The 12,737-nt window shown below is 71.8% G+C and carries 13 protein-coding genes, 2 tRNA genes and 4 pseudogenes; 15 read left to right on the top strand and 4 right to left on the bottom strand.

Annotated features, from left to right (window positions below; all coding sequences use genetic code 11):
* Positions 1-91 precede the first annotated feature (91 nt).
* From AC07C1_RS21450 to AC07C1_RS21440, 3 genes are all read left to right on the top strand, one after another.
* The gene (locus tag AC07C1_RS21450; protein ID WP_478941157.1) at positions 92-1,147 is read left to right on the top strand and encodes a chorismate-binding protein; all 1,056 of its coding nucleotides are present in this window, start codon (positions 92-94) and stop codon (positions 1,145-1,147) included.
* A complete protein-coding gene (locus AC07C1_RS21445; protein ID WP_478941155.1) occupies positions 1,144-1,965 on the top strand; it encodes an aminotransferase class IV in 822 nt (273 codons plus the stop codon). Before AC07C1_RS21450 ends, AC07C1_RS21445 begins: the two co-directional genes overlap by 4 nt.
* A 143-nt stretch (positions 1,966-2,108) precedes the next feature.
* Positions 2,109-2,933 (top strand): GNAT family N-acetyltransferase, encoded by an 825-nt coding sequence (locus AC07C1_RS21440; RefSeq protein ID WP_478941153.1) that lies wholly within the window; start codon positions 2,109-2,111, stop codon positions 2,931-2,933.
* A 36-nt stretch (positions 2,934-2,969) separates the two neighbouring features.
* On the opposite strand, the gene AC07C1_RS21435 is transcribed toward AC07C1_RS21440, so the two are convergent.
* The gene (locus tag AC07C1_RS21435; protein ID WP_478941151.1) at positions 2,970-3,494 is read right to left on the bottom strand and encodes a DsbA family protein; all 525 of its coding nucleotides are present in this window, start codon (positions 3,492-3,494) and stop codon (positions 2,970-2,972) included.
* A gap of 249 nt (positions 3,495-3,743) precedes the next feature.
* Here AC07C1_RS21435 and AC07C1_RS21430 point away from each other — a divergent pair, with 249 nt between their 5' ends.
* Positions 3,744-4,241 (top strand): hypothetical protein, encoded by a 498-nt coding sequence (locus AC07C1_RS21430; protein WP_478941149.1) that lies wholly within the window; start codon positions 3,744-3,746, stop codon positions 4,239-4,241.
* A 155-nt stretch (positions 4,242-4,396) separates the two neighbouring features.
* Entirely contained in the window at positions 4,397-4,549 is a 153-nt protein-coding gene (locus AC07C1_RS21425) for a hypothetical protein (RefSeq protein WP_478941148.1), read from the top strand.
* 90 nt (positions 4,550-4,639) lie between these two features.
* On the opposite strand, the gene AC07C1_RS21420 is transcribed toward AC07C1_RS21425, so the two are convergent.
* The gene (locus tag AC07C1_RS21420; RefSeq protein ID WP_478941146.1) at positions 4,640-5,200 is read right to left on the bottom strand and encodes a CGNR zinc finger domain-containing protein; all 561 of its coding nucleotides are present in this window, start codon (positions 5,198-5,200) and stop codon (positions 4,640-4,642) included.
* Between the two features lie 313 nt (positions 5,201-5,513).
* Entirely contained in the window at positions 5,514-5,927 is a 414-nt protein-coding gene (locus tag AC07C1_RS21415) for an SsgA family sporulation/cell division regulator (protein WP_004002642.1), read from the bottom strand.
* A 191-nt stretch (positions 5,928-6,118) separates the two neighbouring features.
* On the opposite strand from AC07C1_RS21415, the gene AC07C1_RS21410 reads away from it, so the two are divergent.
* The 10 genes and pseudogenes from AC07C1_RS21410 to AC07C1_RS21365 all read left to right on the top strand — a co-directional run bounded on the left by AC07C1_RS21410 (position 6,119) and on the right by AC07C1_RS21365 (position 11,918).
* Positions 6,119-6,604: a TIGR02611 family protein gene (locus AC07C1_RS21410; RefSeq protein ID WP_478941145.1), complete on the top strand. Its 486-nt coding sequence runs from the start codon at positions 6,119-6,121 to the stop codon at positions 6,602-6,604.
* A 60-nt stretch (positions 6,605-6,664) separates the two neighbouring features.
* A tRNA-Val gene (locus AC07C1_RS21405) sits at positions 6,665-6,736 on the top strand.
* A gap of 329 nt (positions 6,737-7,065) precedes the next feature.
* Positions 7,066-7,896: pseudogene (locus tag AC07C1_RS21400) on the top strand (alpha/beta fold hydrolase); the annotation flags it as partial.
* 123 nt (positions 7,897-8,019) lie between these two features.
* Positions 8,020-8,980 (top strand): annotated as a pseudogene (locus AC07C1_RS21395) (ABC transporter substrate-binding protein); the annotation flags it as partial.
* A gap of 186 nt (positions 8,981-9,166) precedes the next feature.
* Positions 9,167-9,406, top strand: a pseudogene (locus AC07C1_RS21390) (hypothetical protein); the annotation flags it as partial.
* Positions 9,407-9,453: 47 nt separating this feature from the next.
* A pseudogene (locus AC07C1_RS21385) lies at positions 9,454-9,738 on the top strand (exo-rhamnogalacturonan lyase family protein); the annotation flags it as partial.
* A 220-nt stretch (positions 9,739-9,958) separates the two neighbouring features.
* A complete protein-coding gene (locus tag AC07C1_RS21380; RefSeq protein ID WP_478941143.1) occupies positions 9,959-10,405 on the top strand; it encodes an SRPBCC family protein in 447 nt (148 codons plus the stop codon).
* A gap of 39 nt (positions 10,406-10,444) precedes the next feature.
* Positions 10,445-10,516: transfer RNA gene (locus AC07C1_RS21375), tRNA-Val, on the top strand.
* Positions 10,517-10,575: 59 nt separating this feature from the next.
* Positions 10,576-11,403: a DUF2207 domain-containing protein gene (locus tag AC07C1_RS21370; protein WP_478941141.1), complete on the top strand. Its 828-nt coding sequence runs from the start codon at positions 10,576-10,578 to the stop codon at positions 11,401-11,403.
* Positions 11,352-11,918 carry a hypothetical protein gene (locus tag AC07C1_RS21365; RefSeq protein ID WP_478941140.1) on the top strand — a complete coding sequence of 189 codons (567 nt, stop codon included), beginning with the start codon at positions 11,352-11,354 and terminating at the stop codon, positions 11,916-11,918. The genes AC07C1_RS21370 and AC07C1_RS21365 overlap by 52 nt, the downstream gene beginning before the upstream one ends.
* 9 nt (positions 11,919-11,927) lie before the next feature.
* On the opposite strand, the gene AC07C1_RS21360 is transcribed toward AC07C1_RS21365, so the two are convergent.
* Positions 11,928-12,653, bottom strand: a complete 726-nt coding sequence (locus AC07C1_RS21360) for an exonuclease domain-containing protein (protein WP_478941138.1) — start codon at positions 12,651-12,653, stop codon at positions 11,928-11,930.
* Positions 12,654-12,737 lie beyond the last annotated feature (84 nt).

Below are 12,737 nucleotides of genomic sequence, written 5' to 3'. Positions count from 1 at the left end.
GTGCTGCGGTGCGTCCGGTGGACCCGGTGGTCAGGGGCCCTCCAGGACATCCCCGGGCCGCATCCCGGACACCCGACCTAAACTCGACCACGTGCTCCACCACCCATCCGGACCCCCTCCTCTGGCCCGTTTCGGCGACCGCGTCGCCACCGGCCTCCTCGACGTCACCAGTGATCCGGCCGCCCTGGACTCGACCGGCTACTGGGCCGTCTGCGCCGACTTCGAGGGCCGGCTGACCTGCGCCCGCTTCGCGGACGTGCGGGAGGAGCCGGTGCCCGCCCCGGTACCGGGCGGCTGGCGCGGACCGGCGGTGGGGGAGTGGACCTCCTCCCTCGACCGCGCCGCGTACACGGCGGCCGTCCGCCGGATCCGTGAGCACATCGCGGCCGGCGAGGTCTACCAGGCCAACCTCTGCCGGGTGCTCAGCGCGCCCGTCGCCGCCGACGCCGACGTGGACGCCCTGACCGCGCTGCTGGCCCGCGGCAACCCGGCGCCGTACGGAGGAACGATCCGCCTGCCGGAGCACGGCGTGGAGATCGCCACGGCCTCGCCCGAACTGTTCCTGCGCCGGGACGGCCGGACGGTGGAGTCGGGGCCCATCAAGGGCACCGGACGCACCGAGGCGGACCTGCTGGAGAAGGACTACGCCGAGAACGTGATGATCGTGGACCTGGTCCGCAACGACATCGGGCGCGTCTGCGCGACCGGCAGCGTCACGGTCCCCGACCTCTGTGCCGTGGAGAAGCACCCCGGCCTGGTCCACCTGGTGTCGACGGTCCACGGCGAGCTGCGTGCCGGAGCCGGGTGGCCCGAGCTGCTCGCCGCCGCCTTCCCACCGGGCTCGGTGACCGGCGCGCCGAAGTCGAGCGCCCTGAGGATCATCGAGGCCCTGGAGACGGCCCCGCGCGGGCCGTACTGCGGTGGCATCGGCTGGGTGGACGCCGACCGGGGCACCGGCGAGCTGGCCGTGGGCATCCGTACCTTCTGGATCGACCGCGCCGAAGGCGTCCTGCGCTTCGGCACGGGCGCCGGCATCACCTGGGGTTCCGATCCCGAGGGCGAGTGGCGGGAGACCGAGCTGAAGGCGTCCCGGCTGCTCGCGGTAGCGTCGGGGGCGTACGAGGAGAGCGGAAGGGCGTTCGCATGAGGATCTGGCTGGACGGCGGGCTGCGGGATCTCGAGTCCGCCCGTGTCTCCGTCTTCGACCACGGGCTGACGGTCGGCGACGGCATCTTCGAGACGGTGAAGGCGGTCGGCGGCAGGCCCTTCGCGCTCACCCGTCACCTCGACCGGCTGACCCGCTCGGCCCGCGGCCTCGGCCTGCCCGACCCCGACCACGACGAGGTCCGCCGCGCCTGCACGGCCGTGCTGGCGGCCAACCCGATGCCGCTCGGCCGGCTGCGGATCACCTACACCGGTGGCCACGGCCCGCTCGGCTCCGACCGGGGCGAGCACGGCCCCACCCTGGTCGTCGCCGTCGGCGAGACCACCCGCCGCCCCGACTCCACCGCGGTGATCACCGTCCCGTGGACCCGTAACGAGCGCGGCGCCCTCACCGGCCTGAAGACCACCTCGTACGCCGAGAACGTCGTCGCCCTGGCCCGCGCCCACCAACACGGCGCCTCCGAGGCGCTGTTCGGCAACACGGTCGGACAGCTCTGCGAGGGCACCGGCTCGAACGTCTTCGTCGTTCTGGACGGAGAGATCCACACCCCGCCGGTCGCCTCCGGCTGCCTCCCCGGCATCACCCGCGCCCTGACCGTCGAGTGGACGGGCGCCAAGGAGACGGACCTGCCGCTGGATGTCCTGCAGCGGGCCGACGAGATCTTCCTGACCTCCACACTGCGGGACGTGCAGGCCGTGCACCGGGTCGACGACCGGGAACCGGCCGGCGCCCCGGGCGCCGTGACCGCCAAGGCGATGCGGATCTTCGACGAGCGGTCCGGGCACGACCTGGACCCCTGAGCCCGGCCGACGGGCCGGCGCCCAACCGGCCGGCATGAGCGAACGGACCGGCGTGCGCGAACGGACCGGCGTGCGTGAACGGACCGGCGGGCGCGCGGAAAACGGGCTGACGGGGCCGGGACGCTGTGGGTAGAACACCTGTGATGACCACGACCCTGCGGCCGACCGAGCCGCTCCGGCGCCACCCCGACGGGACCCGCTCCCGCCGCTACCAGGTGTGCGTGAACAGCCGTCCCGTCGGCGAGATCCACCTCGGCACCTCACCGTCCCTCGGCGACTCGGTGGCCGACGTCCTCGAGCTGCGGATCGACGAGCCGGACCGGCGGCGCGGCCGGGGCACGGTGGCAGCGCTCGCCGCCGAGGAGGTGGCGCGCGGCTGGGGCTGCCGGCAGATCGAGACCGTCGTCCCCGCCGCGGCGGACGCCGCCCTGCGGCTGTTCGGCACTCTCGGCTACACCGTGCGCAACCGCGGCATGGAGAAGCGCCTCGGCGCCGCCCCGCCCGCACTGCCGCCGGACAGCCGCGCGCGGCCCATGACCGAGGCCGAGTTCACCGCCTGGCACGAGTACGAGAGCGAGCGGTACGCGCGGCAGTGGATCGAGCGGGGCCTCCCGGAAGCCGCGGCCCGTGCCAAGGCGCGAGGCGACCACGACAGACTGCTGCCGCGCGGACTCGCCACCGACGGCATGGTCTTCAGCGTCCTGGAGCACGACGGGACCCGCGTGGGCACGTTGTGGGTGGCCCTGGAGGACGCCAGGGCCTATGTGTTCGATGTCGAGACCGACGCGGCCCACCGCGGTCGTGGACACGGCCGTACGCTCATGCTGCTTGCGGAACGCCAGGCGATCGAAGCCGGCCTGCCGGTCCTCGGTCTCAACGTGTTCGCGGGCAACGCCCCGGCCGAGGGCCTGTACGCGTCACTCGGCTACGAAACGGTGACCCACTCCCTCTGCAAGGCCCTGCTCTAGGACGTCCGGTTTCCGACCCGGGACGCGCCGCCCGGCTCAGGCCTCCGGTTCGGCCAGCAGCCGGTCGGCGATCTCCTGGATCCGCTCGCGCAACCCGTCCTGGCTCTTGCCGCCGTCGAGGCGCTCACCGCCGATGACGTACGTCGGGGTGCCGGTCACGCCGATGGCCTTGCCCTCGGCCTGGTCGGCGTCGACGATCAGGATGTGCCGGCCGTCGATCAGCGCGGTGTCGAACTCCTCGGCGTCCAGACCGAGTTCGCGGGCCACCTCGACCAGGAGGGGTTCCCCCTCACGGTCCAGCTCCGCCACCCGCTCCAGCACGGCCTCCACGTACGGCCAGCCCTTGCCCTGCTCCAGCGCCTCCTCGGCGGCCTGGGCGGCGGCGAAGGAGTGCTTGTGCTTCTCCAGGGGGAAGTGCCGCAGGCGCAGCTCCAGCCGGTCGCCGTAGCGGGCGCGCAGGGTGCGGACGTCGTCCAGGGCGGTGCGGCAGTCGGGGCACTGCAGTTCGCACCAGACATCGAGGACGAGGGGCTCGGTGGGTGCGGGGGAGGAGTCGCTCATGCGCCCCAGTCTTCCAGGCCGGGCACGGGTGACCCAATCGGGAGTGTACGGCGCCGCAGGCCAGGGCCGGGACCCGGGGCACCGGCACTCCAGGAGGAGGCGACCCGGAGATGTCCCTGATGTCCGCCCGGGGCATGGCATCGCGAGGACCGGGCGGTGCAGGATGGAAGGGACGAAGCGCGCTCGGCGACGCCGGTGTGCCCTTCCCAGCACGTGCCGTACCCGACCGAGCCCGCCCAGGAGGACCGGATGATTGCCGAGACCGTCTGTTCCGCCGCGTCCGCCGCCGGCCTGGGCATCGCGGTGGTCACGGCCTACCGCAGGCGTTTCCTGGCGGCGGCCCGTGTCGCGGCCTACTCGCTCGTGCCGGTCGGCCTGGTGATGACCGGGATCGTCGGCTGGCTCGCCGACACCGCGTTCAGTCCCACTGCCTGGGCGGGCTTCGGGCTGCTGGGCGCGGCCTGGCTGCTGTTCGCCGGCACCCGTGCCGTGGAGCGCCGACGCGGCGGCGCCGGATCCGAGCGCAAAGCGGCCCAGGGTGGCAAAGCGGCCCAGGGTGGCAAGGCGGTCAAGGGTGGCAAGGCGGTCAAGGGTGCGGGCCGGGAGGCGGTGGCACCGGCGGCCTCGGCGCCATCCCCGGGTCAGGTGGCCCGTCCCGGGGCACGTCCGGCCGGGGCGCCCCGGGCCGCCGACTCGGCCGACGACTTCAGCGACATCGAGGCCATCCTCAAGAAGCACGGCATATGACAGTCACACGACTTGCTGAAACGACACAGTGAGTCCCGGAACGTCCGGAATCGTTCACCACTCGAACGAGAGATCACGGTAATCGGCGAACTCCCGCAAGATCCTCGAGTGGTGATCGCGCTCGGTGTGCCCGGTAGGACATCATCGGCCGCGAGATGCTGGACACGAGACAGAGCGAGGCCGTGCCGCCGAAGGACGAGCCGCGCGGGTGCCTCTTCGCCCTTTCCCAGCCACCGCTGATGATCTTCCTTGCGGTGATCGGGTGTCTGCTCCTCATGGCTGCGCTGCACGACCTGCTGTTGCTGTGAGCCGTACACGTCCGTCCCGGCGCCACCCGCCGGGGCCGACGTCGCCTCGGACGAGGAAGCGGTGGCGGAGCCGGCCGTGGCCCCTCGGTGTCAGCCGGCCGCCTCCTTGCGCCGGGCCCGGTAGGCGGCGACATGCAGCCGGTTACCGCAGGTCCGGCTGTCGCAGTAGCGGCGCGAGCGGTTGCGGGACAGATCGACGAAGGCGCGCCGGCAGTCCGGTGCCTCGCAGCGCCGCAGCCGCTCCTGCTCCCCGGCCACCACGAAGAAGGCGAGCGCCATCCCGCAGTCGGCGGCGAGATGGTCGGCCATGGAGGCGCCGGGCGCGAAGTAGTGCACATGCCAGTCGTAGCCGTCGTGGTCCGTCAGCCGCGGGGTGGTGCCCGCCGCGGCGACCAGCTCGTTGATCATCACGGCGGCGGCCCGGGCGTCCGGGGCGGCGAAGATCCCCGCGAACCGGCCGCGGATCTTGCGCACCGCCGAGAGGTCGAACTCGGACAGCACCCCGACATCGCTGATGTCGTGGTTTCGCACGAACTCGGCGAGGGCCGCGACATCCGGCAGTCCGTCCGCCGCCACGTCGTCCTCCGGTGCGGTGTTCACCAGGTCCACCACCGTGTCGAGGGCGCACCGGGTGTCGTGGGTGATCAGCACGTTCTGCTCCCTGGCCTGGGGGTCGGGCGGGCGGCGCCCGCCGATGCTGGCCGATGGTAGCGACAACCGCGCCCACCGCACCGTCCTCCGCCCGACCGCGATTGCCGGGAGAACGCCTCCGGGTGCCAGGGGGTTCCCGATTCCGCCGACGAGGGCCGCGAAATCGCCGCCCCCGGCCTGCGCGGACCGCGCACAGGCCGACGCCGTCCCGTGAGCGCTCACGGTGACGGCGCCGGCCCGTGCCGTATGCGGTTGTCTTGGCCCGAGCCGTCTCCCCGAGTGGACGGCGCCGGGCTGCTCGAGGGGCCGCGACCTAGCTCTCCGCCAGGATGTGCGAGAGCTCCTGATCCAGGTCGAAGTGCCGGTGTTCCGTGCCGGGCGGCACGGCGGCGTCGGTTCGCTTCAGGAAGGACTCCAGGGCCCGCGCCGGGGCCTCCAGCAGGGCCTCCCCCTCCGGGGAGCTGAGGGCGATGCACACGACGCCCTGACCATGACTGCGCGATGGCCAGACGCGGACGTCGCCGGTGCCGGTGGGCCGGTGCAGCCCCTCGGCGAGGAGGTCGCGGGCGAACACCCACTCGACGGTCTCCTCGGCTCCGGTGTGGAAGGTGGCGTGCACGGCGTAGGGGTCGGCCGTGTCGTACCGCAGGCCTGCGGGGACAGGCAGGGAGGACTCGCTCGACACAACGAGGCGCAGGTGCAGCTCGCAGCTGACCGTGGTGTTCATAAGCGCCAGGGCCTTTCGCTCAGTGTGCGCTCGGGGATTCGCACGTCGGCGAAATCGACATGCCACCTACGGTGCCGTTGTAAACCCCTCTGAGGGTTTTGCGTGTGTTTACGTAACTCTTCCGGCCGAGAACTCGTACCAGACCTACGGCCATTCCAGTGACTGGATTCACTCCGGTAGGGTTTGTCTGTATGAATACGGGGAGTGACCACCAGCCGGGCGAGATCGCCGTGGCGGCGGACGGGGCGAACGAGGCGGACGAGACGAAGGCGGACGAGCGAGTGGGCGAGGAAGGCGCCGAGCGCGGGCTCGGCTCCCGCGCACCGGAATTCATCAAGGCGCGCCGGGCCCTGCACCTGAGCTGGCAGGTCGGCGTCTTCGTGGTCGGCCTGGCGGTCGTCGCCGCCGGCATCGTCATGCTGCCGCTGCCGGGACCCGGCTGGGTGGTGATCTTCGGCGGCATGGCGATCTGGGCGACCGAGTTCGTCTGGGCCCAGCTCGTGCTCCGCTGGACCAAACGCAAGGTCACCGAGGCGGCCCACCGGGCCCTCGACCCCAAGGTACGCCGCCGGAACATCATCCTCACCGGCACCGGGCTGGTGATCGTGGGGACGCTGGCCGGGATCTACCTGTGGAAGTTCGGCGTGGTGATGCCGTGGAAGATCAAGGACCAGTGATCCGGCACCGGGCCCGGTCGGAAGCACCGCCTGACATGGGGTAATGTTCTTCCTGCGCCCGGGCGATTAGCTCAGTGGGAGAGCGCTTCGTTCACACCGAAGAGGTCACTGGTTCGAACCCAGTATCGCCCACCCGGACCGACGGCCCACCTGTGAGAGCAGGTGGGCCGTCGGCGTATCTGCCGCGGCTCCGCGCAGGCGCGCGACCGTGTCGGAGGCATGCGCCGCGTCGGCCCAGGGCCGACTCCCGGCTGTGCGCCGAGGTGGCGCCGGGGCGCCCGCTCGGCCGGCCCCCGAGCCCGGGCACCCGCATGACGCGCGTCGGGCAGCCGGCGGCCTCACCCGCCCGTTTGCCGTTCCGTCGCCCTGAGCCGTTGAACGGACGGGTGTCATGAACGTGCGCTTTTGCCGAATCGGCAACAAAGCTCGTGCCCGCCGGGGCTCCCCCCGGACCATCGTCGATGCCCCCTCCGCACGGACCTCCAGCGTCCGCCCACCAGGCGGTGGTTGTGGTCGGGGATCTGTGTCACAGAGGCTTCTTGGACAGCCTTGTGGAGCAGGGGCGGCCCGCTCGTGCTGCTCGTGCACCGGTTCCCGGAGTCGTGGTACGCCTGGCGGCACCAGCTGCCGGTCCTGGCCGACGCCGGTTACCGCGCGGTGGCCGTCGACGTCCGCGGCTACGGCCGCTCCTCCAGGCCGGACAGCCGTGGAGGCCTGCCGGATGCTCGACCTGGTCGCGGACGCCGCCGCCGTGGTGGAGGCCCTGGGCGAGGAGTCCGCCGTGGTCGTGGGGCATGACTGGGGTGCCACCATCGCCGCCGTCTCCCCGCTGATCAGGCCCGACGTGTTCCGCGCCGTGGGGCTGCTGGGCGTGCCGTACACCCGCCCGGTGGCCCGCGGCCCAGTGAGGTCTTCGCGCGTATGAGCGGCGAGGAGGAGTTCTACGTCTCGTGCTTCCAGCAGCCGGGCCGCGCGGAGGCGGAGATCGAGCCTGACGTGCGTGGCTGGCTCGCCGGTTCCTACGCGGCCCTGTCCGCCGACACGATGCCCGCGCCGGGCGCCCCGGACCCGCACTTCGTCAGCCGTGGCGGCACCCCGTGGGAACGCTTCCCCGCCGGTCGGCCGGGCTGGCTGGCTGGGAGAGGGTGATCTCGACGTCTTCGCGGAGGAGATCGAACGAACCGGTATGACCGGGGCGCTGAACCGTTACCGGAACATGGACCGGGACTGGGCGGACCTGTCCGGTCACAGCGGCGCCCCCGATCACACAGCCGGCCGTGAGGACGGCCGGCAGGCCGGCGCCGGGCCGCCGCCGCCCGCAAGAAAATCCTGTCCGAATCATTGACGCGCCCCGGGCCCCTCCGTACCTTGCGCAAGCAAGCGCTTACTTGAAACGATTCGTGACGGCGGCGACGCTGCGGGGAGGCCCGACTGCGGGAACCAGGAATCTTGAGAGGCGTACGGTCCTGAAGGTGGCCGGGCCTCGGCGGCCACGCTCGGGCTCGCCGCGACGGCCGGGTGCGGGGGCGGAAGCGGCTCCGGGGACGGGACGGTGACGATCCGTTACTCATGGTGGGATGCCGAGGAGCGGGCCAAGAAGATCAACCAGACCATCGCGCTCTTCGGGAAGAAGTACCCGAAGATCAAGGTCAAGACCGACTTTCAGACATACCAGTCCTTCTGGGAGAAGTTCCAGACGCAGGCCGCCGGCGGAAATCCCCCGGACGTTTTCCAGAACGCTGTCACCTTTCTTCGGAAGTACGACAAGCGAGGAATTCTTCTCGACCTCAAGTCGCAGGTTCAGGCAGGCAATCTGAGCCTGGATCACTTCCGCGCGGACATCACCAGGGTCGGTGAGGTCGACGGCAGGCGGCTGGGAATTCCCGTCGGCTCCAACACCATGGCGCTCGTCATCGACAAGAAGCTCTCCCAGAAGGCGGGCGTCGAACCGCGGCAGGGCTGGACCGGGGAGGATTACTTCAAGGCTCTGAAGACCATCCACGACAGGACGAAGATCGCCGGAGACACCGGCTATTTCACCATCATGTACCTGTACGACCTCTACCTCCGCCAGAACGGCAAGGCGTTCTGGACCAAGAACGGACTCGGGTTCGACCAGGCCGCCCTGACGGAGTGGTGGACGGACGGCTACAACCGCGTGAAGGCCGGCATCGTCACCGACCCTAAGGTCGTCCAGCAGGACATGCCCAAGTCCTCGCTCTCCGCCGGTCACGGCGCCTCGGAGTTCACCTGGGACAACTCACCGTCCGCTACTCGGCGGAGGGAGACAGCAGCTACGGTCTCGCCCCGATCCCCACCACGGACGGCAAGCAGACGGGCCAGTACCTCGCCTCCCTGATTGAGGCCGCCTTCCAGGGCTGATGGGAAGTGCCGTGACGCTCGTCAAGGACTCCGTGCCCGCGACCCGTAAGACGTGTTCGGCCGCCACCGCCACCGCGGGGCGGCCGGACCGCCGGCGGGAGAACCTCGCCGGCTACCTCTTCATGTCCCCCTGGATCGCGGGCTTCCTGCTGCGGACCGCGGGCCCGATGGTCGCCTCGCATCGGAGTGGTCACCTTTCCGGCCGCCTTCGCCGCCGGCGCCCGGCACCTGCGCCGCCGTACGGCCCACCCGGGGGGCGGCCGGCGGGAGTTCACCGCCGACTTCCGGGCGGCCCTGCGCCGGGGCTGGGTGGTCGGTCTCGGCGGCTGGGTCGCCGCGGTCCTGGTCCGGGTGGACGTACAGGCCGCGCGCGCCGGGCTGCCCGGCGGGCCGCCGGCCGGGGCTGTAGGACTGTTCGCGTCTACGGCCTGGGCGAGCTGTGCGCCGGGCTGATCCACCTGGTCGACATGCCCAGGTTCAAGGAGGCCTACCTGGACTACTGCCGCTACTTCAACGCCACCAAGGCGGAACAGGCGGCCCGTTACGGCTCCGACTTCGGCACCCTGCTGCTCTTCCAGGGCCACTCGCGCCTCGACGCCTACGCCGCCGTACAGACCGGCGACGCGACACTCGCCAAGCGCGCCTGGACGAAGTTCTACGGCTCCGACGGCTACACCGAGTCCTCGCCGTGGAAGACCGAGAAGCTGACCGGACCGGCCACCCTGGTGGAAGGCAGCGAGGCGAGCTGGGTGTCCACCAACGACACCGCCCTCTACGGCCTCGCGGCCATCGAGAACCTGGCCCTGCTGCGACCGGATGCCCAGCTGACCGGGGCATGGGGAAGCGCCGTCGCACGGGCGGCGGCGCTCGCCTCCCGAGTGTGGCCCGCCACACGGCGCGGCACACGGGTACGCGTACTCGGATTTAAGCGCCCGTCCTGGTTCAAGCGCCCGTCCTGGGCAGACTCGGTTCATGGACTGGAACCACTACCGCTTCCGCAGCCTGTGGTCCCTGCCCGCCCCGCCGGCCGCCGTGTACGCGGCGCTGGAGCGGCCCGAGGACTATCCCCGCTGGTGGCCGCAGGTGCGGGCGGTGACCCGGCTGGACCACGGCACCGGTGTCCTCACCATCCGCTCCGTGCTGCCGTACGGCATCACGTTCACCGTGCGGCAGACACGCCGCGATCCGGCCGCCGGCGTCCTCGAGGTCGCCATGGCCGGCGACATCGAGGGCTGGGCGCGCTGGACGGTCACGGCCGAGGGCACGGGAACACTCGCGCGGTACGACCAGGTCGTCGAGGTGACCAAGCCGCTGCTCAGGCGGCTCGCCGTGCCCGGACGACCCGTCTTCCGCGCCAACCACCGGCTGATGATGCGGGCCGGACGGCGTGGGCTGCTGCGCCACCTGCAAGCGGTTTGAACGAACGGCGCCGGGACCTGTATTGTTCACTGCGTTCCCGGGCGATTAGCTCAGTGGGAGAGCGCTTCGTTCACACCGAAGAGGTCACTGGTTCGAACCCAGTATCGCCCACCGGGAAAGAGCCGGTCCGCACAGCGGACCGGCTTTTTTGCTGCCTTGGGGGGCATGCGGTGGTCAAGGAACAGGGCGACGAGGGCCGGAGAGTTGGCGCGGCACTGCGTCGGCGCCGGATGCTCAGCACGATCGGGGTCCTTCTCGTCGTACTGCTGCTGGGCGTTCTCGTCGCGTTCGGCTGGGCCGTCGGCTCCACCGAGAAGGTCACCACGATGTGGGTCGGGGCGCGGATCCCCGCCGATGGCAGTGCCCGCGTCACCGAGGTCATCGACTATGACTTCGGGCACGACGGCGGCGCCCACCACGGCATCTACCGCGACCTGCCCGGCCTGCCGTACGACGAGGACGAAGTCGCCGTCAGCCTGGACGGCCGGCGCGTGCCGTGGGAACTCACGGGCGGCGACTACTACACCCGACCCGACGGCCACCGGGAGACGGCCACCCGCATCAAGGTGGGCGACCCCGGCCGGACCCTGAGCGGCCTGCACCGGTACCGCGTCCAGTACCGGCTCCAGGGTGTCGTCAAGAAGGGCCGGCTGGCCTGGGACGCGGTGGGCACCGGCTGGCGTGTCGACCGCACCCGCGTCGAGATCCACATAGTGGCCCCTCACCTGCTCACCGCCCCGCGCTGTGTGCAGGGCACCGACGACTCCGGGCGCGGCTGCGCCGTGCGGGAGACCGGACCCGGTCTGCTCACCGTCGACCTGAGCCGGCTCAAGGGCAAGGAAGGGCTCACCCTCTACGCCACCAGCGGCGACCGCGTTTCCGGCAGGAAGGCGCTGCTGCCCGCACCGCCCACCGGCAAGGCGCCGGCACCCCGCTGGCCCACCCGATGCGCCGAGCAGGCCCCGCCGCCGGGCTCGCCCTGGCCGCCGCCACCCTGACCGCCGTCGCGCTGCACCTCGCCGGCCGGGACCGCTACGCCCCGGAGGGACCCGACGGAACCCCCGGCGAGGAACGCCGCGCCGGCTACCGGCGGCTCACCGCCTCCCTCACCCCGAGTGCCACACCGCCCGCCGGGCTGCCCCCGCCGAGGGCGGGATCCTCGCTGCCGAGAAGGTCGACCGCGACCAGAAGGTCGCCTGGCTTGCTGGGCGCGGTAGCTGACGACGACCAGCAGGTGGAGCGGTACACGGCATGGGCCACGGCCCTGGGCCTGAGCAGCAGTTGGCGGCAGGCGCTGGAGTCGGCCCTGGTGCCGACCCGGTGTCCCGAGTCGCGGGCGGTGCGGCGCGGCCCCTCGCTGGCCGGCAGGCTCCTCGTCCTCGCAGTCGTGACCCATCTGGCCCTGTCCTCCGGCAGCTCCAGTGGCAGCTCCTCCGGCAGCAGCACCTTCAGTGACAGCTCCTCCGACGGCGTCGGTGGTGGAGCGGGCGGCGGCGGAGGCGGCTCCTGGTGAGCCCAGCGGCTATGCCGCGGCGGGCAGCTCCGGCCGCAGTGGCCACTCCGTGCTGACGATCTCCTCCGAGCCGCTGCGCGCGAACCACGCCTGAAGACCGCGTGCCTGTGCCGCGTGCCAGTTGGCCTGGAGCGTGTGCAACTCGGCGGGGGAGAGGCGCTCGAGGCGGGTGGCGAAACGGCGTCCCAGGGCCCGTACGACGTCCAGCGCGGCCAGTGCGTCCGCCGCCGCGTCGTGTGCGCCCTCCAGCGTCACGCCATAGTGCTCGCACAGATCGGTCAGCGTGCGGCGGCCCTTGCGGTAGCGGTCCAGGTGCTTGTCCAGCACGCGCGGGTCCAGCACCCTGAGCGGCACGGACTCGAACCAGCGGTCCAGCGACGACGCCCGGTGCCGGCGCAACTCCCGGTCCAGCAACGTCAGATCGAACGGCGCGTTCATCACCACCAGCGGCCGGCCCATCGCCGCGTGCTCGGCCAGCTGCTCGGCTATCTCGTACATCACCGGCGCCGGCCAACGGCCGTTGTGCTGCAGGTGCTCCTCCGTCAGCCCGTGCACCGCCGTCGCCGCCTCGGGCACCGGCACGCCCGGGTTCACCAGCCAGCGCATGATCCGCGGCCGGGTGCCCGGCGCATCCTGGACGGTGACGGCGGCCGACACGATCCGGTCGGTCTCGACGTCCACGCCCGTCGTCTCCGTGTCGAAGGCGGCCAGCGGCCCCTCGTACCAGGTCGTCATCCCAACCCAACTCCTCGCTCAGCCACGGCAGATGACGCTCCCTCTTCTGCCCGTTTGGTGATACCCGGGCCGTTTGCGCCGTAC

The organism is Streptomyces sp. NPDC045022, assembly GCF_056432605.1.
This window is presented reverse-complemented; position numbering and strand designations above follow the sequence as displayed.